The organism is Pseudomonas sp. 910_21 (genome assembly GCF_052850735.1).
Map to the genome: position 1 here is coordinate 510,917 of NZ_VXCY01000001.1, position 23,357 is coordinate 534,273.

Here is a 23,357-nt window from a genome sequence, read left to right on the forward strand (position 1 = left end):
GCTTCGACCCTTCAAGATGCGAGCTATGCTCTGTCTCGAGCGACCACCCGGTGGCCATTGCCCAGGGTCGCCGGGCCACGGTGAGACGCGTTAATATTTGAAACTATTTTTTCTACAGGGATTGGTAACTTGGCTGGATACCCCCATCCTGTCGCGCACAATCCACGAGGTGATTGATGCGCGCCAACACGTCTGATTCACAAGACAGCGATACCACTACCGCCACTCAACCTGTGACAGCCACTCGCTTGCGCTGGCTGGACCTGTTGAGCAAGTACCGCCAACCCCTGGGCCTGGCCATAACCCTGCTGCTGTTCGCCATTGCCCTGATCGCTTGCCGTCACCTGCTCAGCGAGCTGGACTTCTACGCCCTGCACGATTCGATCCTCGAGGTGCCCAAGCCGGCCCTGCTCGGCGCCTTGGGCGCGACCATCGTCGGCTTCATCATTCTGCTGGGGTACGAGTGGTCCGCCAGCCGTTACGCCGGGGTCAACCTGCCCGGCCGCACCCTGGCCCTGGGCGGCTTCACCGCTTTCGCCATCGGCAACGCCATCGGTCTGTCGCTGCTGTCCGGCGGTTCGGTACGTTATCGCCTGTATGCACGTCACGGGCTGGGGGCCTCCGACGTTGCACACATGACCCTGTTTGCCAGCCTCTCTCTGGGTTGTGCCTTGCCACCGCTGGCGGCCCTGGCCACCCTGAGCAACTTGCCAGCAGCCTCGGCGGCCCTGCGCCTGCCTGAAAGCCTGCTGGCCGGCATTGCCATTGCCGTCCTGCTGCTGGGCGCGGTACTGGCGGTCGGTATCTATCGCCGACGCCTGCCGGAGCAGCCCCTGCGCGACAACCTGCTGGTCCGGGTCGGGCGCCGCACCCTGCGCCTGCCTGGACGCCGCCTGACCTTCCTGCAACTGATCATCACCGCCCTGGACGTCGCCGCAGCCGCCACCGTGCTCTACCTGCTGCTGCCGGAGGCACCGCCGTTCGGCGCCTTCCTGCTGGTGTACCTGCTGGCCCTGGCCGCTGGTGTGCTCAGCCATGTGCCCGGCGGCGTCGGGGTGTTCGAAGCCATCCTGCTGGCGGCGTTCGCCGACAAGCTCGGTGCCGCGCCCCTGGCGGCAGCATTGCTGCTGTATCGCCTGATCTACGTGGTGCTGCCGATGCTGGTGGCCTGCGTCCTGCTGCTGATCAACGAAGCCCAGCGCCTGTTCCAGACCCGGCAATCCCTGCGGGTAGCTTCCGGCTTGGCGGCGCCGATCCTGGCGGTGCTGGTGTTCCTCTCCGGCGTGGTGCTGCTGTTCTCCGGCGCCACCCCGGAAATCGATACCCGCCTGCAGCACATCGGTTTCCTGATTCCCCACCGCCTGGTGGACGCTTCGCACTTCGGCGCCAGCCTGATCGGCGTGCTCTGCCTGCTGCTGGCCCAAGGCCTGCGCCGGCGCCTGTCCGCCGCCTGGATGCTCACCACCATTCTGTTGCTGGTGGGCGCCCTGCTCTCTCTGCTTAAAGGCTTTGACTGGGAAGAAGCCTGCCTGATGACCCTCACCGCCAGCCTGCTGGCCGTGTTCCGGCGCTCGTTCTATCGCCCTAGCCGCCTCACCGAACTGCCCTTCTCGCCGCTGTACCTGGTGGCCAGCGTCTGCGTGCTCGGTGCCTCCATTTGGCTGCTGCTATTCGCCTATCAGGACGTGCCCTACAGCCACCAACTGTGGTGGCAGTTCACCCTCGACGCCGACGCCCCCCGGGGCCTGCGCTCGCTGTTGGGAGCCGCGGTGCTGTTGCTGGTGGTGTCCCTGACCTGGCTGCTGCGCACCGCACGCCCGGTCATCCACCTGCCCACCAGCGACGAGCTGGACAAGGCCGCGAAGATCCTCATGGCCTCCTCTCAACCCGATGGTGGCCTGGCCCTGACCGGGGACAAGGCGCTGCTGTTCCACCCCAACGACGACGCCTTCCTGATGTACGCTCGCCGCGGCCGCAGCCTGGTGGCGCTGTACGACCCCATCGGCCCGACCCAGCAGCGCGCGGAAATGATCTGGCAGTTCCGCGACCTGTGCGACCTGCACCACGCGCGCCCGGTGTTCTACCAGGTACGGGCGGAGAACCTGCCCTACTACATGGACATCGGCCTGACCGCGATCAAGCTTGGTGAAGAAGCCCGGGTTGACCTCAAACGCTTTGATCTCGAAGCCAAGGGCAAAGAGATGAAGGACCTGCGCTACACCTGGAACCGCGGCACCCGCGACGGCCTGTCGCTGGAGATCCACGAACCCGGGCAAGCACCGATGGACGAGCTGAAGGTGATCTCCGACGCCTGGCTGACCGGCAAGAATGTCCGCGAGAAAGGCTTCTCCCTGGGCCGTTTCAGCGACGACTACTTGAAGCACTTCCGCATCGCCATCATTCGTTTTGAAGGACGCCCGGTGGCCTTCGCCAACCTGCTCGAGACCTACGGCCATGACCTGGCCAGCCTCGACTTGATGCGCGCGCACCCGGACGCGCCGAAGCTGACCATGGAGTTCATGATGGTCGGCCTGATCCAGCATTATAAAAATCATGGATACGCCCGCTTCAGCCTGGGCATGGTGCCGCTGTCCGGCCTGCAACCCCGCCGTGGCGCGCCGCTGACCCAACGCCTCGGCTCGATGGTCTTCCGTCGCGGCGAGCAACTGTATAACTTCCAAGGCTTGCGCCGCTTCAAAGACAAGTTCCAGCCCGACTGGGAACCCCGTTACATGGCCGTGCCGGCCGGGCTCGACCCGCTGGTGGCACTGGCCGACACCGCCGCCCTGATCGCAGGCGGCCTGACTGGATTGGTGAAACGCTGATGATTCAACGCTCTTGGCGGTATCTGCTGGCCACACTGGTGGTGCTGGCTTTGATTGCGGGTGGCGGCTACTGGTGGTGGAACCGTCCCGCCCCTGAACCCACCCTGGAACAACTGACCCAGGCCGACGGTTCGACCCTGACCCGAGTGACCCCAGGCACCAAGGCCAAGGCCCGGGTGGTGGTGGCGGTGCTGCCTGATTCGACCCTGACCGACAAACAACTGCTGGCCCTGAGCCGCAGCGGCGCGGCGCAGATCGTCCAGGTGATCCTGCCCAAGGACGATTGCAAACTGCAGGAACAAGCCCTGCAAAGTGCCCTGCCCCAGCTCAACGGCCCAGCCACCCTGGTCAGCGGCATTGGCCCGGGCGCCGCCCTGGCCTGGCGCTGGATCGCCTCCCAGAACGACGACAAGGCCCAGGCAGTGTCAGTTGGCTTCACCATCAACCCGGCCCCGGGCTGCACCGATCCGTTGCCCAAGACCCTGGCCCACGGCCATTGGCTGGTGGCCTGGAACGACAACCCCGACGATGAAAGCGCCGGTTTCGTCCGCGACACCCCCAACGCCACCACCAGCATCAGCGACTACGACATTCACCTGCCGCAAGTGCTGAACAATGAGCTGCGCAAACTGCTGGTAGGCTCGGACAACGGCGGCCTGAACATTCCCGTGGTGGAAGTCCCGGCCGGCCAGACCAAGGACACCGTGACCCTGTTCCTCTCCGGCGACGGCGGCTGGCGCGACCTGGACCGTGACGTGGCGGGTGAAATGGCCAAGATCGGCTACCCGGTGGTGGGCATCGACACCCTGCGCTACTACTGGCAGCACAAGACGCCTGAGCAAAGCGCCGTCGACCTCACCGAGCTGATGCAACACTACCGGCAGAAGTGGGGCACCAAGCGCTTCGTGCTGACCGGCTACTCCTTCGGCGCCGACGTGCTGCCAGCGATCTACAACCGCCTGCCGGAAGCCGAACAGCAGCGCATCGACGCCATTATCCTGCTGGCCTTCGCCCGTACCGGCAGCTTCGAGATCGAAGTCGAAGGCTGGCTGGGCAATGCCGGCAAGGAAGCCGCCACCGGCCCGGAAATGGCCAAGCTCCCCGCCGCCAAGGTGGTGTGCATCTACGGTGAGGAAGAAGTCGACGAAAGCGGTTGCACCGACAAGACTGCGGTCGGTGAAGCCATGAAACTGCCAGGCGGCCATCACTTCGATGAGAACTACCCGGCGCTGGCCAAGCGCCTGGTGGACGCCATCGAAAAGCGCCAGGCCAAGGATCAGGCCACCGCTCAAGAGTGAGCTGAGCCTAGCCCGACAAAGCCCCCGCAGCCTCAGGTTGCAGGGGCTTTTTTACATCAGCTGTCTAGTTGCCTCGTTGAAGCGCGCGTAATGGCGGATGACTCCCGCGCAGCTTGTAGGCAAACTCCGAGAGTTGTGTAGGGGGTGCGTTTTGGGCACTTTGCTGCCTTGCTGGCCTGCGCTTCGACGGGCTAGGCTCCGGGTGTCGCTGAGCATTCAGCGGCCGGGCTTGGAAACCCGAAGAGTCTGGGCAACTAGCACCCCATAGTGATTGCAGGCGAATTTGGCACCTGCAATCCATCTGTTATGGCGGCTGTGCGTGGGAGACCTTCGGGTCTGCCGGTTTCCTGGATTCCCGGTTTTCCAACCTGCGTACAGCTGCCACCCATTCGCTTGGAAACGAACGTGGTAGCTCCTCAAATTCAGGAGTTGGACCATGAACAATGCGAACCCGCCTCAACTGTCAGATCTGAAAACTATCGTCTTAAGCACTTTCCTTTACTGCTCGGAACGCCCGCTGTTCCAGGTCAGCCCCGGCCTGCTGTCCCTGGCCAAGGCCTTTGCCGAGGACGCTGCCTACAGCAAGGACAGCGACCGCCACGCCTGGGCAGCGCACTACCTGACCGCCATGGGCAAGGCGGTGGTGGACGATGTGGTGCAGGCGCTAGCCGCGTAAAGGCCGGGGCGGTCGCGCGGTCAGTAGGCTCTGGAAGAAACCGTTCAGGCATCAGTATCGATGTCGATGCCCAGTCCGTCATCGCGAGCAAGCTCGCTCCTACAGGGCCGTGAAACGAAAAAGCCCCCGCTGCCGCAAGGCAACGGGGGCTTTTGTCTGGTCAGGATTACATCTCGACCTGAGTACCCAGTTCGATCACCCGGTTCACCGGCAGCTTGAAGAAGCGCAGGTTGCCGTTGGCGTTCTTCAACATGAAGGCGAACAGCGCTTCGCGCCAGCGGGCCATGCCCACCAGTTTGGAGGCGATCACGGTCTCACGACTGAGGAAGTACGTGGTGCGCATGGGGCTGAAGTCCAGCTCGTCCAGGTGGCACAGTTTCAGTGCTTCCGGGACGTCCGGTTCATCGGTGAAACCAAAGTGCAGGATCACCCGGAAGAAGCCTTCGCCGTAGGAATCCACCTCGAAGCGCCGCTGTGCAGGCACACGCGGAATATCCTCGTAAACCACCGTCAACAGCACCACTTGTTCGTGCAGCACCTGGTTATGCAGCAGGTTGTGCAGCAAGGCGTGGGGCACGGCGTCCGGACGGGCGGTGAGGAACACGGCGGTGCCTTGTACCCGATGTGGCGGCTGTACGCGGATGCTGCCGATAAAGATTGGCAGCGGCAGCCCACCTTCGTCCAAGCGATCCACCAGCAATTCCTTGCCGCGCTTCCAGGTGGTCATGAGGATGAACAGCACGATCCCCGCCAGTACCGGGAAGGCACCGCCCTGGAAGATCTTCGGCACGTTGGCAGCGAAGAACAGCCCGTCCACCAGGAGGAATCCCACCAGAAGCGGCACCACCAGCATCGGCGGCCACTTCCACAGCAGCAGGATCACTGCCGACACCAGGATGCTGGTAATCAGCATGGTCCCGGTCACCGCCACGCCGTAGGCCGAAGCCAGGGCACCGGAGGACTCGAAACCGAGCACCAGCAGGATCACACCCACCATCAGCGCCCAGTTCACCGCGCCGATGTAGATCTGCCCCTGCTCGGCGCTGGAAGTGTGCTGAATGTGCATCCGCGGGATGTAACCCAACTGGATCGCCTGACGAGTCAGGGAGAAGGCCCCGGAAATCACCGCCTGGGACGCGATCACTGTGGCCAAAGTGGCCAGCACCACCAGCGGAATCAGGGCCCAGCTCGGCGCCAGCAGGTAGAAGGGGTTGCGGGCGGCTTCAGGGTTCTCCAGCAGCAGCGCGCCCTGGCCAAAGTAGTTCAGCACCAGCGCCGGCAGCACCAGGGCAAACCAGGCCCGAGCAATGGGCTTGCGCCCGAAGTGCCCCATGTCGGCATACAAGGCTTCGGCACCGGTCAATGCCAGAACCACCGCCCCGAGGATGGCGACCCCCATGCCCGGATGGACAATGAAGAAGCGCACGCCCCACATCGGGTTCAACGCCTGCAACACTTCCGGGTGCTGGAGAATGCCATTGACCCCCAGCCCGCCCAGGACCACGAACCAGGCCACCATCACCGGGCCAAACAGCTTGCCGATGCGATCAGTGCCGTGTTTCTGGATCAGGAACAAGGCCACCAGTACCACCAGCGCCATTGGCACCACCCAGTGTTCCAGGCCGCTGAATGCCAGCTCCAGGCCCTCGACCGCCGACAGCACGGAAATCGCCGGGGTGATCATGCTGTCGCCATAGAACAGCGCCGCCCCGATCAGGCCCAGAATCACCAGCATCGAACGCAAGCGTGGATAGGAACCGGAAGCCCGCCTGGCCAGCGCGGTCAGGGCCATGATGCCGCCCTCGCCCTGGTTGTCGGCCCGCAGGACGAACAGTACGTACTTGATCGAGACGACCCAGACCAACGACCAGAAAATCAGGGCCAGGATGCCAAACACCCCGTCATGATTGACCTGAACCCCATAATGGCCGGCAAACACCTCCTTGAGGGTGTAGAGCGGACTGGTGCCGATATCGCCATACACCACCCCGACCGCCGCCACCAGCATTCCCAGAGGCTTGCCCCCGGAGTGCTCGCCACTCGCCGCCTGACTACTTGCCTGACCCATCAATGACTCCTACTACTCAAGACCGGGGCTTCTTATATAGAAAGCGCAAGGTTATACAAGCGCTATTCTCTTAAGTTGCGCAGTTTGCCATGTAATTTGCAGATTCTTATTACCACTAAGGCGCCAACTAACGCCGTATGAAAGCAACCGGGCATAACGGGACGAAGCATAGTCCAGCGCTGGTCGTATTTCCCCTGCATAAAGCTGGTCAAGCGCGTCGACCATCGCTAGAATTGCGCACTTTTTGATCAGAGGCGCAGCCAGCGCCCAACCGTCGCACTTGCCCCCCAAGTGGCTCGACACCCAATACCGAGGTTAGACATGTCCACCCCCTCCGCGCCGGCCAACCCGAAAGTCGGCTTCGTATCCCTGGGTTGCCCAAAAGCTCTGGTCGACTCCGAGCGCATCCTTACTCAACTGCGCATGGAAGGCTATGACGTTGTGTCCACCTACCAGGACGCCGATGTCGTGGTGGTCAACACCTGCGGTTTCATCGACTCGGCCAAGGCCGAATCCCTGGAAGTGATCGGCGAAGCCATCAAGGAAAACGGAAAGGTCATCGTCACCGGCTGCATGGGCGTGGAAGAAGGCAATATCCGTGACGTGCACCCTAGCGTGCTGGCGGTCACCGGTCCGCAACAGTACGAGCAGGTGGTCAACGCCGTGCACGAAGTGGTGCCACCGAAACAGGACCACAACCCGCTGATCGATCTGGTGCCGCCACAAGGCATCAAGCTGACCCCGCGACACTACGCCTACCTGAAGATTTCCGAAGGCTGCAACCACAGCTGCAGCTTCTGCATCATCCCGTCGATGCGCGGCAAGCTGGTCAGCCGCCCAGTGGGCGATGTGCTCGACGAGGCTCAGCGTCTGGTTAAATCCGGGGTCAAGGAACTGCTGGTGATCTCCCAAGACACCAGCGCCTACGGCGTCGACGTCAAATACCGCACCGGGTTCTGGAACGGCGCGCCGGTGAAGACCCGCATGACCGAACTGTGCGAGGCCCTGAGCACCCTGGGCGTCTGGGTGCGCCTGCACTACGTGTACCCGTACCCGCACGTTGACGAGCTGATCCCGCTGATGGCCGCCGGCAAGATCCTGCCGTACCTGGATATCCCGTTCCAGCACGCCAGCCCGAAAGTGCTCAAGGCCATGAAACGTCCGGCCTTCGAAGACAAGACCCTGGCGCGAATCAAGAACTGGCGCGAGATCTGCCCCGAGCTGATCATCCGTTCGACCTTTATCGTCGGCTTCCCTGGCGAAACCGAGGAAGACTTCCAGTACCTGCTGAACTGGCTGACCGAAGCCCAGCTGGACCGCGTCGGCTGCTTCCAGTACTCGCCGGTGGAAGGCGCACCGGCCAACGACCTGGACCTGGAAGTGGTCCCGGACGAGGTCAAGCAGGACCGCTGGGAGCGCTTCATGGCGCACCAGCAGGAAATCAGCTCGGCACGCCTGCAACAGCGCATCGGCAAGGAAATCGAAGTGCTGATCGATGAAGTCGACGAGAATGGCGCCGTGGGCCGCTGCTTCTTCGATGCGCCGGAAATCGACGGCAACGTGTTCATCGACGGTGCAGGCGACCTGAAGCCGGGTGACAAGGTCTGGTGCCGGGTCACCGACGCCGACGAATACGACCTCTGGGCCGAAACCCTGTAAGGCGTAAAAAAACTGCCAAGCCCCGCTCTCGCGACGAGATGCGGGGCTTTTTTCGGTCTATCGTTAGCCCTTGCCAATCACATCAGGGGCAGCGGCATGCGCCACCACTCGGTCATCCACACACCGAAACTCAGCGACTACCCGGAACTGGTCCGCGTCTGGGAAGACTCGGTGCGCGCCACCCACGACTTTCTCCCGGAAAGCTATATAGAGCTGCTGAGAAAGCTGGTGCTGACCCGCTACCTGGATGCGGTAATGCTGATCTGTACCCGGGATCAGCGGCAACGCATCACCGGTTTCGCAGGCGTGGCGGCAGGCAAGATCGAGATGCTGTTCATCGACCCGGCCCATCGCGGCCAGGGCCTGGGCCGGCACCTGCTGCACTACGCAGTGGAACACCTGAATGCTCAGCAACTGGACGTCAATGAACAGAACCCCCAGGCCCTGGGCTTCTACTTCAAGCAAGGCTTCGAAGTGGTCGGCCGCTCTGAGCAGGACGGTATGGGCCAGCCTTACCCGTTGTTGCACATGCGCCTGAAACAACCACAACTGCAGGCCCGACGCGGCTAAAAGCCACAGCGGGCAAATGGACCCGCGATTAACCGGCGCCAGGCAGGTACAATAGCTGCCCTCTTTTGTTACGGCCCCTGTCATGACTGACCCGATTCGTCTCTCCAAACGCCTCATCGAACTGGTCGGCTGCTCCCGCCGGGAGGCTGAGCTGTTCATCGAGGGCGGCTGGGTCACCGTAGACGGCGAAGTCATCGACGAACCGCAGTTCAAGGTCGGCGCGCAAAAGGTCGTCCTCGACCCCGAGGCCAAGGCCACTGCCCCGGAGCCGGTGACCATTCTGCTCAATATGCCCGCCGGCCAGGACCTGGACAGCGCCCTGGCATCCATCGGCGCCGACAGCCTGTCGGATGAGCACCGCTACGGCAAACGTCCGCTACGCGGGCACTTCCTGCGCCTGACCGCCAGTGAAGACCTGCAGCCCAACGCCAGTGGCCTGCTGGTGTTCACCCAGGACTGGAAAGTGCTGCGCAAACTGACGGCCGATGCGGCCAAGATCGAGCAGGAATACGTGGTCGAGGTCGCAGGCGAGATGATCGATCACGGCCTCAACCGCCTGAACCACGGCCTGACCTACAAAGGCCGCGAGCTGCCACCGGTCAAGGCCAGCTGGCAGAACGAAAACCGCCTGCGCTTCGCCATGAAGAATCCACAGCCAGGCGTGATCGCGCTGTTTTGCCAAGCCGTCGGCCTCAAGGTCGTCGCCATTCGCCGCATCCGGATCGGCGGCGTGTCCATCGGCAAAGTGCCACTGGGCCAGTGGCGTTACCTGTCGACCAAAGAGAAGTTCTAAAACCTCCCCCATTCAGACGCCGTGCCCTGGCGCGGCGCTCCACGCGCATTGATCAGGACTGTAACCATGATTCATAACGATGTACTGCGCAGCGTGCGCTACATGCTCGATATCAGCGACAAGAAGGTCGTGGAAATCATCAAGCTCACCGGTTTCAAGGTCAGCCTGGACGACATCGTCAGCTACCTGAAGAAGGACGAGGAAGAAGGCTTCGTGCACTGCCCGGACGAAGTCATGGCGCATTTCCTCGACGGCCTGGTGATCTTCAAGCGCGGCAAGGATGAAAGCCGTCCGCCGCTGCCGATCGAACTGCCGGTGACCAACAACATCATCCTGAAGAAGCTGCGCGTAGCCTTCGAACTCAAGGAAGACGACATGCACGCCGTGCTCAAGGCCGCCGACTTCCCAGTGTCCAAGCCCGAACTCAGCGCGCTGTTTCGCAAGTTCGGCCACACCAACTACCGTCCCTGCGGCGACCAGTTGCTGCGCAACTTTCTCAAGGGCCTGACCCTGCGAGTACGCGGCTGAGCGTCGACGCACACCGTCAGCGCCTCTGATGAGCCACTATTGCGCAAGACAATAGTGGCTCCGCGACGAACGCCTGAAGACTAGGGTAGGCACACACCCACATCCCCTCAGGACTCGTCATGCATCCCTACTTTTCCCTGCAAGGCCGCACCGCCCTGGTGACCGGTGGCACTCGTGGCATCGGCAAGATGATCGCCAAGGCCTTCGTCGAGGCCGGCGCCCGGGTCTATATCTGTGCCCGTGATCCCGAGGCCTGCCGGCAAACCGCCGAGGAACTGGCAGCGTTTGGCGCCTGCCGGGGACTGGCCGCCAACCTGGCCAGCGAAGAAGGCGTGCAGCAACTCGCCGCCGCACTGGGCCAGCAACTGGACGCTCTGGACATTCTGGTGAACAACGCTGGCACCACTTGGGGCGCGCCCCTGGAAAGCTACCCGGCCAAGGGCTGGGAGAAGGTCATGCAGTTGAACGTGACCTCGGTGTTCAGTTGTATCCAGCAACTGCTGCCGCTGCTGCGCGGGGCCGGCTCGGCGGCCAATCCGGCGCGCATCATCAACATTGGCTCGGTGGCCGGGATCAGCTCCTTTGGCGAACAGGCCTACGCCTATGGTCCGAGCAAGGCGGCCCTGCACCAGATGTCGCGCATTCTGGCCCGGGAGCTAGTGAGCCAGCACATCAACGTCAATGTCATCGCTCCGGGACGTTTCCCCAGCAAGATGACCCAGCACATCGGCAATGATGAACAGGCCCTGGCCGAGGATACGGCGTTGATCCCGATGAAGCGCTGGGGCCGGGAAGAAGAAATGGCGGCCCTGGCTATCAGCCTGGCGAGCACCGCGGGGGCTTACATGACCGGGAATGTCATTCCTCTGGATGGTGGGTTCAGTCTCTGATCGGTGTCGTGTGCTTCGCCGGCAAGCCGGCTCCTACGGATGGCGCTGGGCGTTGTAGGAGCTGGCTTGCCAGCGAACGGGTTATCATGGCTCCTCCTCTCCCAGCCTCGACCCCAGAACATGACCTACAGCGTTTCTCCCATCGGTTTCGTGCGTTCCTGTTTCAAGGAGAAGTTCGCCATCCCGCGCCAGCCGCAACTGGCACCCGCCGCCCGTGGGGTAGTGGAATTGGTGGCGCCCTTCGATCAGGGCGATGCGGTGCAGGGGCTGGAGCAAGTCAGTCATGTCTGGCTGCTGTTCCTGTTTCACCAGGCCCTGGAGGAGAAACCCCGGCTCAAGGTGCGCCCACCGCGCCTGGGGGGCAACAAGTCCATGGGGGTCTTCGCCACACGCGCTACCCACAGGCCCAACGGTATTGGCCAGTCGGTGGTCAAGCTGGACAAGGTCGAGGCCAATCGCCTGTGGATCTCTGGCATCGACCTGCTGGACGGCACACCAATCCTCGATATCAAACCCTACGTGCCCTACGCCGACATCATTGCCACGGCGAGCAATGAGATCGCTAGTGCTGCACCACAGTTGATTCCAGTGCAGTGGCAGGACAATGCCCTGCAACAGGCCAAGACCCAAGCTCAGCGTCTGCAGGAGCCCTTGGTAGAACTCATCGAGCAGTGTCTGGCCCAGGACCCGCGCCCGGCCTATCAGGTGCCCACTGCCGAGCGGGAATACGGTGCGCAGTTCTGGGACTTGGATGTGCGCTGGCATTACCCCGAGCCTGGGCTGATCCGGGTGTTGGAAGTGGTCCTCGCCGGCTGAACCCTGGAAACGAAAAAGCCCGCGTTGCCTTTTCAGGCAACGCGGGCTTTTTTGTGTCTGGGAGCACCCGCCCAGTCAGCACGGATGCGCTGCCTGGGCGGTCTTCGCGAGCAAGCTCGTTCCTACTTTTCGACGAAAGCGCGCTCGATCAGGTAGTCACCCGGTTCGCGCATGCGCGGCGAAACGGTCAGGCCGAAGCTGTTGAGCACTTCACTGGTTTCATCCAGCATGCTCGGGCTACCGCACAGCATGGCGCGGTCGTCCTGGGGGTTGATCGGCGGCAGGCCGATGTCGCGGAACAGTTTGCCGCTGCGCATCAGGTCGGTCAGGCGGCCTTCGTTCTCGAACGGCTCACGGGTCACGGTGGGGTAGTAGATCAACTTCTCACGCAGTGCTTCGCCGAAGAACTCGTTCTGCGGCAGATGCTCGGTGATGAATTCGCGGTAGGCGACTTCGTTGACGTAGCGTACGCCGTGGCACAGGATCACTTTTTCGAAACGCTCGTAGGTTTCCGGATCCTGGATCACGCTCATGAATGGCGCCAGGCCGGTACCAGTGCTGAGCAGGTACAGATGTTTGCCCGGTTTCAAGTCATCCAGTACCAGGGTACCGGTTGGCTTCTTGCTGATGATGATCTCGTCGCCTTCCTTCAAATGCTGCAATTGGGAAGTCAACGGACCGTCTGGAACCTTGATGCTGAAAAATTCGAGATGCTCTTCCCAGTTCGGGCTGGCAATGGAGTAGGCACGCATAAGCGGACGGCCATTGGGCTGTTGCAGGCCGATCATCACGAACTGACCGTTCTCGAAGCGCAAACCCGGATCGCGGGTGCACTTGAAGCTGAACAGAGTGTCATTCCAGTGATGAACACTGAGGACACGCTCGTGGTTCATGTTGCTCATGTACGGGGGCTCCTAGAAATTGCCTGCGCTGACCATGAGCGCAATTGCACAGCATTCTAATGGCGGCGACAATATCTGTTAACTGGATTATTAAGATAAGGGTTATCGGTTATATCGATATGCGATTTACTCTCCGTCAACTGCAAGTCTTCGTCGCCGTCGCCCAGCAAGAGAGCGTTTCTCGGGCTGCCGGGCTTCTGGCCCTGTCGCAATCAGCGGCCAGCACCTCGATCACCGAACTCGAGCGCCAATCCAGTTGCCAGCTGTTTGATCGCGCCGGCAAGCGCCTGAGCCTCAACGCCCTGGGCAAACAGCTTTTGCCACAAGCGGTGGCACTGCTGGACCAGGCCAAGGAGATCGAGGACCTGCTCAATGGCAAGTCCGGATTCGGCTCGCTCTCGGTGGGCGCCACCCTGACCATTGGCAATTACCTGGCGACCCTGCTGATCGGCAGCTTCATGCAGGTGCATCCGGAAAGCCAGGTGAAGCTCCATGTGCAAAACACTGCGCATATCGTGCAACAGGTGGCCCACTACGAAATTGATCTGGGTCTAATCGAAGGCGACTGCAGTCATCCGGATATCGAGGTGCAAACCTGGGTCGAGGATGAGCTGGTGGTGTTTTGCGCGCCCCAGCACCCTATGGCCAAACGCGGCCACGCCAGCATGGAAGAGCTGACCCACGAAGCCTGGATCCTCCGCGAGCAGGGTTCCGGAACCCGACTGACCTTCGACCAGGCCATGCGTCACCACCGCAGCGCGCTGAATATCCGCCTGGAGCTGGAGCACACCGAAGCCATCAAGCGTGCCGTGGAGTCGGGATTGGGGATTGGTTGCATCTCCAGACTGGCGCTGAGGGATGCCTTTCGTCGTGGCAGCCTGGTGCCAGTGGAAACACCGGGCCTGGATCTGGCCCGGCAGTTCTACTTCATCTGGCATAAACAGAAGTATCAGACTTCAGCCATGCGCGAGTTCCTCGAACTGTGCCGTTCCTTTACCGCCGGGGTACAGCGCAGCGACGAAATCGTCCTGCCGAGCATTCCTTAGATCAGGATCACTGCCCAAACGATAGTGATCATGCTCAAGGCAATAAACTGCGCTGCGCTGCCCATGTCCTTGGCGTTCTTCGACAACGGGTGACGATCCAGGGAAATGCGATCGATCGCTGCCTCCACCGCCGAATTGAGCAACTCGACGATCAACGCCAGCAGACACACGGCAATCAGCAGCGCGCGCTCGACCCGGCTGACGTTGAGCAGGAAGCTCAAGGGAATCAGGATCACGTTGAGCAACACCAACTGACGAAATGCTGCCTCGCCGGTGAAGGCGGCGCGCAAGCCATCGAACGAATAGCCCGCGGCGTTGAGGATGCGTTTAAGACCGGTTTGACCTTTGAAAGGCGACATAAGCTGAGCAACTGAAGAAAAAGGAGTGGGGAAGCTAGTTCAACCAAAGTCAAAAAAGCGTGAACAAGCAGCCGGTTAATGGCTGGAAATTGACTCAAGTTGTTGCAAGAGCAAGGCCGCCTGGGTGCGGGTGCGAACCCCGAGTTTGCGGAAAATTGCCGTCACGTGAGCCTTGATCGTCGCCTCGGAAACACTCAGCTCATAAGCGATCTGTTTGTTCAGCAACCCCTCGCAGACCATGGTCAGAACCCGAAACTGCTGAGGCGTCAGGCTTGCCAGGCCTTCGCTGGCAGCCTTGGCTTCCGCCGAGACACTGACTTCTTCAAAGGCTTGCGGCGGCCACCAGACGTCGCCATCAAGGACGCTGCGCACCGCCTGCTGAATGACTTCCAGAGAACTGGACTTGGGAATGAAACCGCTGGCCCCGAACTCGCGGGAACGAACCATGACGGACGCTTCTTCCTGCGCCGAAACCATCACCACTGGAATCTGCGGATACTGCCCGCGCAACAACACCAGGCCTGAGAAACCGTAGGCACCGGGCATGTTCAGGTCCAGCAGCACCAGATCCCAGTCAGCTTTTTCGGTGAGGCGGGTTTCCAGCTCGGCGATGCTCGCCACTTCCACCAGACGCACATCAGGGCCCAAGCCCAGAGTGACGGCTTGATGCAGTGCACTGCGAAAAAGCGGGTGGTCATCGGCAATCAGGATTTCGTATGTGGCCATTTTTCAAATGATCCTGTTTTTCATGGCAGGACTGATGCATTCAGCCCTCACCCAAGCAACACGGGGGCTCGCCAGAGTGCGACACCCAAAGAACACGAACGCCGCGAAAAGCCTGAGCAAAACGATGGTTCAAACAGCGCTGGCGCCCTAATCGGCGCCAAGCATGCCCAGCGAAGCTGGGGTGGTCAAGCTTGAAGCTTTGCGGCATCTTAGCCAGCTAACTAATAAGAGAGCCCTCATGCGAAGCCAAGCATTGCGTGCCGATGTCCTGATGCTGATCACCGCCGTCATCTGGGGCTCAGCGTTTGTCGCACAAACCTCCGGCATGGATCATATCGGCCCCTTCCTCTATTCCGGCCTGCGTTTCGCCCTGGGCTCACTCTGCCTACTACCGCTGGTACTGCGCAAAACGCCCGCTGACCGCCAAGCCGAACCCCTGCTCAATCGTGGCCTGTTGTTGGGCGGCGTGCTCATGGGCCTGGCCCTTGCCCTAGGGATCAACCTGCAGCAGGTCGGCCTGATGTTTACCAGCGTAACCAATGCCGGGTTCATCACCGGACTCTACGTCATTGTAGTGCCGCTGCTGGGACTGCTGATTGGCCACAAGACAGGCCTGGGTACTTGGCTCGGCGCGATGCTGGCCGTGGTGGGCATGTTCCTGTTGAGCGTCAGCGACAGCTTTCACGTTGCATCTGGCGACTGGCTGCAACTGATCGGCGCCTTTGTCTGGGGCGCACACGTAATCCTGGTGGGAGTATTCGCCAGCCGACACGACCCGATTCGCCTGGCCTTCCTGCAATTTGCCACCTGTTCGGTGGTGAGCCTGGCCCTGGCGCTGTGCCTGGAGCCGATTCACTGGAACGCGATTGTCGCCGCCGGCCCGGCCATTCTTTACGGGGGCGTGATTGCTGTCGGCGTCGGCTACACCCTGCAAGTGATTGCCCAGAAAGACGCGATCGCCTCCCATGCGGCGATCATTCTGTCCCTCGAAGCCGTGTTTGCCGCGATTGCCGGTGCCTGGCTGCTGAATGAATCACTGCAACTGCGCGGTTACTTCGGCTGTGCACTCATGCTCAGCGGCATGCTAGTGGCCCAACTATGGCCGCAAAAATCCCAGGCAACGGCTACCACTACACAAAGGGCTTGAGCCGGGAATGCACTTCATCCTGCGGATCGATGGCCTTCTGGAACTTCGCCGACAGGTAATGAGTGCTGAATACGTCAAGATAGGCATCCATTACCTGGCTGACCTGCTCGTCCCCCGCCAACTCCAGGCATAGAGCGGCTACCTCGGCGGTACAGAAATGATCATCACGCTTGGAGCGCCGCAACTTGTAGCGCGAGAGCTTCTCGGAAGACAGGCTCAGCACCGGCAAGTGCTCAAGATAGGGGCTCTTGCGAAACATCTTGCGGGCTTCGCTCCAGGTGGCATCCAGCAGAATGAACAGCGGGCGCTTGCCTTCCTGCCGCCGGACCTCGCTGACCACTCGCTCGGGGGCCACGAACTCTCCGGGAAAGACGATATAGGGTTGCCACTGCGGATCGGCAAGCAAAGCCAGCAATTGCGGATCGACCTCGGTACGAGACCAGTGAAACGCCCAGGTATCGGCAATCACATCGGCGATCAACCAGCCGGTATTACTCGGTTTGAGCGGCTCCACATCGTGCATCACCAGGCACATGGCCGACTCGGCGCTGACCTTGGGCCGCCAGGCACACAGGCAATGACTGGGAATCACTCGGCAACGCGGGCAGCGCTCAGCCCGTGAGCCCCGTGCAAAAAAGGGTTTGACCGCACGAGCCATGCGCAGATCACGTAAACGGGATACCGCATGGCTCATCGCTGAGCACACCGGCAAAGGACAGGAATCGACACGAAAATAACTCGAAGGGGTAAAAAGTGGGACAAGTTTATCAGAGCTATCTGTTCAAACCTGTACCGCCTTCCTAGCTCTCCCCCTATAATTCGTCGCCACTGAACGCACAGTCGAGTGGCTGGTCGAAGCATCAGTCACTGCACCAGGAGAGTTTCATGTTGCGCTTTACCATCCCTACCGTCGCCCTTCTGCTGGCCTTGCCCCTGGGTGTCCAGGCTGCGTCCTTGCAAGAGTTCGAACTGAGCAAAATGCTGGAGAAGGTCGCTGCGGAAAGCAACGTCGGCACTCCCCGGGAAGTCAACGAGAACATTCTCGATCAGGGTTATACCGTTGAAGGCAAGGAACTGATCAACCACCTCAGCGTCCAGGCCGGCCACGCCGAACAGATGCGTGCCAACCCCAAGGCCGTCTACTTGCAACTGGGCGCCAGCGTCTGCCGCAACCCCAACTACCGCAAGCTGATGGCCAAAGGCGCAGTCATGCGCTACGAGTTCACCGAAAACCGCACCAATCGCCCTGTAGCCTCGGCGCGCTTCCAGGAATCGGATTGCCCTTCTCAGAAAGCGCCAAAGAAGAAGTGAATCAAGAACGGGACGCGCGCCGCTGCTGATCATCGGCGCGCAACTCCGCCACCAGGGCCTGCAGATATCGCGAAGGCCGCTCCTCCCCCGCCAACCGGCGTCGGCATTCTTCCTCAAGGCTCAAATGATGGGCCGCCGCAGCAGCTTGCAACAGCTGGTACAACTGCGGATCGACTTCCAGCACGACAGTGGTCATCCCTTGCCTCCCTGCCCTCGGCTTGCACGGACGAATGGCCGCGACCCCTTCCTGGGCCCGGCTCCTGAACCCAGCGCTGCACTTTAGTAAATCAGAGCCACGAGCCCTTGCCTTGGCGCCTGACCAATGGTGCCAAGGCTGGTAAATTCACCAAGAAGCGGTTGCCAGCCAAGACTTTATGGGCACATGATCAAGTCATGTCCGAAGGTTCCCATCGATTGTTCCAGGACGGTTCAGGAGGCCGTTCTTGTACGTCTTGCAGTGCAATTTTTTCTTAATAAAGGAAAGCAGAACCTCTGTGGATACCTCGATTGCGGCCCAGCGACGGTCAGCGGTGATCGGGACAGGAGAATTGCTCACACGCTGGGCTGAGCAGGCAGCGACACAGGCTGTGTCGTGGCACGTTCGAATACTTCGGTCGTGCACAAGGTTCTGCGCAGAAGGAGAAGCTGAATGCCTTACCAATCGAATGACCTGTTAACTCGTCATTTCCAAAGCAAGGGCGTCGACCTCACAAGCCAGGTCGAAGCGCAACTCAACCAGATTGCCCCCAACAGCCCGAATATCCCCCTCTATCGCGACATGGTTCTCACCGTCCTGCGCATGGCCGAGGACGACCTCAACCGCTGGAACGCCAAGATTACCCTGCAAGCGCTACGCGAGCTGGAACATGCCTTCCGGGTACTGGAACAGTTCAAGGGCCGGCGCAAAGTGACGGTATTCGGCTCGGCGCGAACGCCCAGCGAGCATCCGCTTTATGCCATGGCCAAGGAACTGGGAGCCGCTCTGGCCCGTTCGGACCTGATGGTTATCACCGGCGCCGGTGGCGGCATCATGGCCGCGGCCCATGACGGCGCGGGCCTGGAACACAGCCTGGGCTTCAACATCACCCTGCCCTTCGAGCAACATGCCAACCCCACCGTCGGCGGTACGGAGAACCTGCTGTCGTTCCACTTCTTCTTCACCCGCAAGCTGTTCTTCGTCAAGGAAGCCGATGCCCTGGTGCTCTGCCCAGGCGGTTTCGGCACCCTGGATGAAGCCCTGGAAGTACTGACCCTGATCCAGACCGGCAAAAGCCCTCTGGTACCGGTGGTGTTACTGGACGCACCTGGCGGACAGTTCTGGCAAGGCGCCCTGGACTTCATCCATAACCAGTTGGAGGCCAATCGCTACATCCTGCCCAGCGACATGAAGCTGGTGCGCCTGGTACACAGTACAGAAGAGGCAGTTAAGGAAATCCAGCAGTTCTACGCCAACTTCCACTCCAGCCGTTGGCTGAAGCAGGAGTTTGTCATCCGCATGAACCACAGCCTCAATGAACAGGCGCTGGAACACATGCAGACAGCATTCGCCGACCTGTGCTTGAGCGGCCAGTTTCAGCAACATGCCTACAGAGGAGAGGAGCACGACGAAGTTCAGTTCAGCCATCTGGCGCGGCTATCGTTCGTTTTCAACGCTCGTGACAACGGCCGTCTGCGGGAACTGATCGACTTTATCAACCTGCCCGAGAACTGGACCAAGCAACAAACCGAGACCCGCCAACGCGTGCGAGAAACCAGCAAAGTCAGCTGATAAGCACCGTCGCCCGCTGCATCATGCAGCGGGTATAACCTCAGTCATCCACCCCTCGGCCGCTCAACAGGCGGCCGATCATGTCCATGGAATACCCGCGGTAACTCAGAAAGCGCCCTTGCTTGGCCCGTTCTCGGGCATCCACAGGAAGCTGCCCGGCAAACTTGCGCTGCCAGACGTCTCGCAACTGCTCCTGCCAGTCGATACCGCACTCACGCAGAGCAAGATCGATATCACCTCGCTGCAAGCCACGCTGGCTGAGCTCTTCGCGAATACGCATCGGCCCGTAACCTGAGCGGGCACGATAGGAAACAAAACTTTCGAGATAACGGGATTCGGAAAGCAGACCCTCTTCCGTCAAACGGTCCAGGGCGGCTTCGATCATTTCAGGAGAGGCGCCGCGCTGACGCAGTTTACGCGTCAGCTCGACTCGACCGTGCTCGCGTCGCGCGAGCAGGTCCATTGCAGTTCGCCGCACCGCGACGAGGGTATCGAGTACGGCGGTCATTGGATCAATCAGATATCAGCGTCGGCCATATCGTCTTCGGTCTCTTTGACCGGATTGGCTTTGACGTCTGGCGAAGCGGTCAGCAGCTTCTCGCGGATCTGCTTCTCCAGCGCGTTGCCGATTTCCGGGTTGTCCTGCAGGAACTTGGCCGAGTTGGCCTTGCCCTGACCGATCTTGTTGCCCTGATAGCTGTACCAGGCACCGGATTTTTCCAGGAAGCCGTGCAGCACGCCCAGGTCGATGATCTCGCCGTTGAGGTAGATACCCTTGCCGTAAAGAATCTGGAACTCGGCCTGACGGAACGGCGGAGCCACCTTGTTCTTGACGATCTTGACTCGGGTTTCGCTACCGACCACTTCGTCGCCTTCCTTCACCGCGCCGGTACGACGAATGTCCAGACGAACCGAAGCGTAGAACTTCAGCGCGTTACCACCGGTGGTGGTTTCCGGGCTGCCGAACATCACACCGATCTTCATACGGATCTGGTTGATGAAGATCACCAGGCAGTTGGCATTCTTGATGTTACCGGTGATTTTACGCAGCGCCTGGGACATCAGGCGGGCTTGCAGGCCCACGTGCATGTCGCCCATCTCGCCTTCGATTTCAGCCTTGGGCACCAGGGCCGCCACGGAGTCGACGATGATCACGTCAACCGCGTTGGAACGCACCAGCATGTCGGTGATTTCCAGGGCCTGCTCGCCGGTATCCGGCTGAGAAACCAGCAGGTCATCGACGTTGACACCCAGCTTGCCGGCGTATTCCGGATCCAGCGCGTGCTCGGCGTCGACGAAGGCACAAGTGGCACCGGCTTTCTGCGCCTGGGCAATGACCGACAGGGTCAGAGTGGTCTTACCGGACGACTCAGGGCCGTAGATTTCAACGATACGGCCTTTTGGCAGACCGCCAATGCCCAGAGCAATGTCCAGACCCAGAGAGCCAGTGGAAATGGCCGGGATCGCCTGACGGTCGTGATCGCCCATACGCATTACGGCACCCTTGCCGAATTGACGTTCGATCTGACCCAGGGCCGCAGCCAAGGCTTTCTTCTTGTTGTCGTCCATTAAAGTCCTCACGTAATCAATAAGGCCTGACGGCCAACACCTGTATAAGTAGCCAGTATTATTCCACAGCGCTCGAGGATCGCCTACCCCTGATTTGCGATTTCTGCTGCAGCGTGTTGCAGCAACCCCTCTAGCGCGGCCTTCACCGTTTGTCGGCGAACCTCATCGCGATTCCCGGGGAAGTGTCGGCACTCGGTGGTCAACGTCTCTCCCGCGCCCCAGGCCAGCCACACCGTACCTACCGGCTTCTGCGCAGAACCGCCATCCGGCCCGGCGATACCACTGACCGCCACCGCAAAATGCGCATGACTCTTGGCCTGCGCGCCCCGGACCATGGCCTCCACTACTTCTCGACTGACCGCACCGACCGAATTGAACAAATCGGCCGGCACATTCAATTGCAGGGTCTTCTGGCGGTTGGAGTAGGTGACATAACCGGCCTCAAACCAGGCCGAGCTGCCCGGGATCCGCGTGATCGCCTCGGCAATCCCACCGCCGGTGCAGGACTCCGCAGTGGTGACGTGGGTATTCAGAACCTGCAAACGCCGGCCGAGTTCAGCGGCAAGCTGGGTAATTTCTTTCACGATCCTCTCCTGATGGGGCTGGCGTGCACCTACCGTACACCAGGCAAGATGGCTTGCAAGTGACAAGCTGTCAGGAAACCGGACGGCTCTGGAACACTGCTTCAGATGAGGTGGTCTCGAACAGTCCCGCCCCGCGCCAGGAACAGCGCCAGCCACGAAGCTGGCGCTGGCACCCCGCTACCCAAGCCTGCCGGAATGAACAAAAGCACCGATGACTATTCACCAGCCTTCCCTGCGCAGAAAGGTCAGGCCAGCAAGTCCCAGGTCAATGCGATTGCACCGCCTGGAGTGGATGCATATGCCCACAATGCCTGGCCCGCGGGAATACGGATCGGGTACGGCATGACAATCTCGGAGTCGCTGCCGGAAATGGTAGAGCCATTGCCAGAGAAGATGATCGCCGCATTGGAGATGGAAGAACCGGTCGGTCCCACATACAGATCGACGACACCTGTCGAGGTCTTGATCAAACCCGTCTGGATGATCAGGCCACCCGTGTTTTGAGCAGCCGAAACGATCTCCACAATCCCTTTTGGGAATACGGTAATGAAGTGCTTGCCCATGGTTACTGCGTTCATATTTTTCACCTTTGAATGGAATGGTCGGTCACGGAGAGTGCCGCTTTCATGTCGCTCAAAGGCGATGGGGTCGAAGCTCATGGCTTTCTCAATGGGCGAGCTACATAAGCAAACCCACTGAAGTCTCGAAGAAGAGATGCAAAAGCCCCGCCTTATCACGGGGCTCATTGCTGTTTTTTAGAACACGTTGTCCCAGGTGTAGCTACCGGTTTTCCACTTGTGGTCCGGGTAGAAGACACGGGGCGGCTTGATGGTCGGGGTGTACCCGAAGCGAGCCCAGATCGGCCGCTCGGTCACGATCGTGAAGCTGCCGTTGGCCTGCAAGCGGATAGTGGCGCCGGGACGGCCGGCGGTGCCGCTTTGCCACACGACGGCATTGTTCGCTGCGTAGATCACCAGGTTACCGTCATCCTGCATCACGCATCTCACGCCGCCTTTGTTCTGGGTGTAGGTCGCCCAGACGACGCTGGAGTTCGGGCCGTAAACCACCAGATTGCCGTCACCCTGGAAAACCAGGGAGTGATCGCCCGCACTGTAGAACTGCCCCGGTACCAACTCCGTAGTACCACCAATGATCATGGCCGCCCCGACAGCCGGAGTGAACACGCGACCGTTGGGCGCATACCAGTGAGGGATGGTGTCGACGGTGACGATGTTCCCGTCATCCTGAACCTGAGTGAACGCTCGCAAGGACGCATCTTCGCGAGAGCCCATGGTGGGGTCGCTGGGTGTCGTCGACCAGATACGGCCACGCAGTGGGTCATCCAGTACGAAGCCATAGTTCATGAAGACCATCATGGGGTCTTTTTTGTTGCCCTTGCTCACATTAGTGAAGGGCGTGTTCTGATCGGCGACCCACGCCAACTGAGCACCGTCATAAAGCGCGAGGTTGCCATCAGGCTGAAAGAGCAACTTGAAGCGCTTATTGGGGGACTGCAGATACTGGTTCGGCGCCATGTAATAGCGCGCAGGCAGTATAGAAGAACCGTTATCGGTAAAGTCGTATCGAATCCAAGCCATGTTGATACCTATTGAGTCGAATGATCAGTCGCGGAAAAGTCCGCTCTCATGTCGCTCATAGGCGATTGCTCGAGGCTCGAGGCCTTCACATGGTTCAAGGTTCCGCAGCGGGAACATTTGATCTGGAGCTCGGTAAACTCACCCACACGGGCGAGAAGTCGTTTGCAATGACCGCATCTGCATTCTTTTAACATCGACAAGTCCATTTGATTTCAGTCACACCA

25 protein-coding genes are annotated in these 23,357 nt (G+C 60.6%); 13 read left to right on the top strand and 12 right to left on the bottom strand.

Translation table 11 applies throughout. The annotated features are described in order from the left end of the window. The first annotated feature begins 176 nt into the window (after window positions 1-176). The 3 genes from mprF to FW796_RS02355 all read left to right on the top strand — a co-directional run bounded on the left by mprF (window position 177) and on the right by FW796_RS02355 (window position 4,799). Entirely contained in the window at window positions 177-2,825 is a 2,649-nt protein-coding gene (mprF, locus tag FW796_RS02345) for a bifunctional lysylphosphatidylglycerol flippase/synthetase MprF (RefSeq protein ID WP_041116286.1), read from the top strand. Continuing rightward, window positions 2,825-4,123, top strand: coding sequence for a virulence factor family protein (locus FW796_RS02350; RefSeq protein WP_446438963.1), 1,299 nt, complete (start codon window positions 2,825-2,827; stop codon window positions 4,121-4,123). The genes mprF and FW796_RS02350 overlap by 1 nt, the downstream gene beginning before the upstream one ends. A gap of 436 nt (window positions 4,124-4,559) precedes the next feature. Further along, a complete protein-coding gene (locus FW796_RS02355; protein ID WP_446438964.1) occupies window positions 4,560-4,799 on the top strand; it encodes a DUF3077 domain-containing protein in 240 nt (79 codons plus the stop codon). A 166-nt stretch (window positions 4,800-4,965) separates the two neighbouring features. On the opposite strand, the gene FW796_RS02360 is transcribed toward FW796_RS02355, so the two are convergent. Next, on the bottom strand, window positions 4,966-6,807 hold the full coding sequence (locus FW796_RS02360; RefSeq protein ID WP_373873504.1) for a potassium transporter Kup: 1,842 nt from the start codon (window positions 6,805-6,807) through the stop codon (window positions 4,966-4,968). 381 nt (window positions 6,808-7,188) lie between these two features. Between FW796_RS02360 and rimO the strand changes: the two genes are divergently transcribed. The 6 genes from rimO (at window position 7,189) to tsaA (ending at window position 12,123) form a co-directional block, all read left to right on the top strand. Then, window positions 7,189-8,526 (top strand): 30S ribosomal protein S12 methylthiotransferase RimO, encoded by a 1,338-nt coding sequence (rimO, locus tag FW796_RS02365; protein WP_011059594.1) that lies wholly within the window; start codon window positions 7,189-7,191, stop codon window positions 8,524-8,526. A 96-nt stretch (window positions 8,527-8,622) separates the two neighbouring features. Continuing rightward, the gene (locus tag FW796_RS02370; RefSeq protein ID WP_446438965.1) at window positions 8,623-9,096 is read left to right on the top strand and encodes a GNAT family N-acetyltransferase; all 474 of its coding nucleotides are present in this window, start codon (window positions 8,623-8,625) and stop codon (window positions 9,094-9,096) included. Between the two features lie 82 nt (window positions 9,097-9,178). Next, the gene (locus tag FW796_RS02375; protein ID WP_446438966.1) at window positions 9,179-9,889 is read left to right on the top strand and encodes an rRNA pseudouridine synthase; all 711 of its coding nucleotides are present in this window, start codon (window positions 9,179-9,181) and stop codon (window positions 9,887-9,889) included. A 66-nt stretch (window positions 9,890-9,955) separates the two neighbouring features. Beyond that, window positions 9,956-10,417: a DUF1456 family protein gene (locus tag FW796_RS02380; RefSeq protein WP_194237494.1), complete on the top strand. Its 462-nt coding sequence runs from the start codon at window positions 9,956-9,958 to the stop codon at window positions 10,415-10,417. 119 nt (window positions 10,418-10,536) lie between these two features. Further along, on the top strand, window positions 10,537-11,307 hold the full coding sequence (locus tag FW796_RS02385) for an SDR family oxidoreductase (protein WP_194237495.1): 771 nt from the start codon (window positions 10,537-10,539) through the stop codon (window positions 11,305-11,307). A gap of 120 nt (window positions 11,308-11,427) precedes the next feature. Continuing rightward, on the top strand, window positions 11,428-12,123 hold the full coding sequence (gene tsaA, locus FW796_RS02390; protein ID WP_446438967.1) for a tRNA (N6-threonylcarbamoyladenosine(37)-N6)-methyltransferase TrmO: 696 nt from the start codon (window positions 11,428-11,430) through the stop codon (window positions 12,121-12,123). Window positions 12,124-12,245: 122 nt separating this feature from the next. Here tsaA and fpr read toward each other — a convergent pair whose 3' ends face one another. Beyond that, window positions 12,246-13,025, bottom strand: coding sequence for a ferredoxin-NADP reductase (gene fpr / locus FW796_RS02395; protein ID WP_003198368.1), 780 nt, complete (start codon window positions 13,023-13,025; stop codon window positions 12,246-12,248). A gap of 119 nt (window positions 13,026-13,144) precedes the next feature. Between fpr and FW796_RS02400 the strand changes: the two genes are divergently transcribed. Further along, window positions 13,145-14,071 carry a LysR family transcriptional regulator gene (locus FW796_RS02400; RefSeq protein WP_446438968.1) on the top strand — a complete coding sequence of 309 codons (927 nt, stop codon included), beginning with the start codon at window positions 13,145-13,147 and terminating at the stop codon, window positions 14,069-14,071. Here FW796_RS02400 and FW796_RS02405 read toward each other — a convergent pair. Both FW796_RS02405 and erdR read right to left on the bottom strand, forming a co-directional pair. After that, the gene (locus FW796_RS02405; protein ID WP_123727711.1) at window positions 14,068-14,430 is read right to left on the bottom strand and encodes a diacylglycerol kinase; all 363 of its coding nucleotides are present in this window, start codon (window positions 14,428-14,430) and stop codon (window positions 14,068-14,070) included. The two genes, FW796_RS02400 and FW796_RS02405, sit on opposite strands and share 4 nt — an antisense overlap. A 75-nt stretch (window positions 14,431-14,505) precedes the next feature. Further along, window positions 14,506-15,156 carry a response regulator transcription factor ErdR gene (erdR, locus tag FW796_RS02410; RefSeq protein ID WP_060837817.1) on the bottom strand — a complete coding sequence of 217 codons (651 nt, stop codon included), beginning with the start codon at window positions 15,154-15,156 and terminating at the stop codon, window positions 14,506-14,508. A 238-nt stretch (window positions 15,157-15,394) separates the two neighbouring features. On the opposite strand from erdR, the gene FW796_RS02415 reads away from it, so the two are divergent. Beyond that, window positions 15,395-16,303: a DMT family transporter gene (locus tag FW796_RS02415; RefSeq protein WP_346635878.1), complete on the top strand. Its 909-nt coding sequence runs from the start codon at window positions 15,395-15,397 to the stop codon at window positions 16,301-16,303. Here the strand turns inward: FW796_RS02415 and FW796_RS02420 are convergent. Next, window positions 16,287-16,997: a tRNA-uridine aminocarboxypropyltransferase gene (locus tag FW796_RS02420; protein WP_446438969.1), complete on the bottom strand. Its 711-nt coding sequence runs from the start codon at window positions 16,995-16,997 to the stop codon at window positions 16,287-16,289. The genes FW796_RS02415 and FW796_RS02420 overlap by 17 nt on opposite strands. Before the next feature lie 191 nt (window positions 16,998-17,188). Between FW796_RS02420 and FW796_RS02425 the strand changes: the two genes are divergently transcribed. Continuing rightward, window positions 17,189-17,614 (top strand): quorum-sensing-regulated virulence factor family protein, encoded by a 426-nt coding sequence (locus tag FW796_RS02425; protein WP_194237498.1) that lies wholly within the window; start codon window positions 17,189-17,191, stop codon window positions 17,612-17,614. Between the two features lies 1 nt (window position 17,615). Here the strand turns inward: FW796_RS02425 and FW796_RS02430 are convergent, their stop codons facing one another. Continuing rightward, a complete protein-coding gene (locus FW796_RS02430; RefSeq protein WP_110594975.1) occupies window positions 17,616-17,810 on the bottom strand; it encodes a hypothetical protein in 195 nt (64 codons plus the stop codon). 453 nt (window positions 17,811-18,263) lie between these two features. Here FW796_RS02430 and FW796_RS02435 point away from each other — a divergent pair, with 453 nt between their 5' ends. Beyond that, complete coding sequence (locus tag FW796_RS02435) at window positions 18,264-19,382, top strand: LOG family protein (protein WP_346635879.1); 1,119 nt, start codon at window positions 18,264-18,266, stop codon at window positions 19,380-19,382. Window positions 19,383-19,422: 40 nt separating this feature from the next. On the opposite strand, the gene recX is transcribed toward FW796_RS02435, so the two are convergent. The 6 genes from recX to FW796_RS02465 all read right to left on the bottom strand — a co-directional run bounded on the left by recX (window position 19,423) and on the right by FW796_RS02465 (window position 23,327). After that, window positions 19,423-19,890, bottom strand: coding sequence for a recombination regulator RecX (gene recX / locus FW796_RS02440; protein ID WP_194237500.1), 468 nt, complete (start codon window positions 19,888-19,890; stop codon window positions 19,423-19,425). 8 nt (window positions 19,891-19,898) lie between these two features. Further along, complete coding sequence (recA, locus tag FW796_RS02445; RefSeq protein ID WP_011059579.1) at window positions 19,899-20,951, bottom strand: recombinase RecA; 1,053 nt, start codon at window positions 20,949-20,951, stop codon at window positions 19,899-19,901. Window positions 20,952-21,034: 83 nt separating this feature from the next. Next, window positions 21,035-21,535, bottom strand: coding sequence for a CinA family protein (locus FW796_RS02450; protein ID WP_346635880.1), 501 nt, complete (start codon window positions 21,533-21,535; stop codon window positions 21,035-21,037). 245 nt (window positions 21,536-21,780) lie between these two features. Then, window positions 21,781-22,194: a hypothetical protein gene (locus FW796_RS02455; RefSeq protein WP_346635881.1), complete on the bottom strand. Its 414-nt coding sequence runs from the start codon at window positions 22,192-22,194 to the stop codon at window positions 21,781-21,783. Window positions 22,195-22,290: 96 nt separating this feature from the next. Then, the gene (locus tag FW796_RS02460; RefSeq protein WP_346635882.1) at window positions 22,291-23,133 is read right to left on the bottom strand and encodes a putidacin L1 family lectin-like bacteriocin; all 843 of its coding nucleotides are present in this window, start codon (window positions 23,131-23,133) and stop codon (window positions 22,291-22,293) included. Between the two features lie 8 nt (window positions 23,134-23,141). Next, a complete protein-coding gene (locus FW796_RS02465) occupies window positions 23,142-23,327 on the bottom strand; it encodes a Com family DNA-binding transcriptional regulator (RefSeq protein ID WP_404939925.1) in 186 nt (61 codons plus the stop codon). Between the last annotated feature and the right edge of the window lie 30 nt (window positions 23,328-23,357).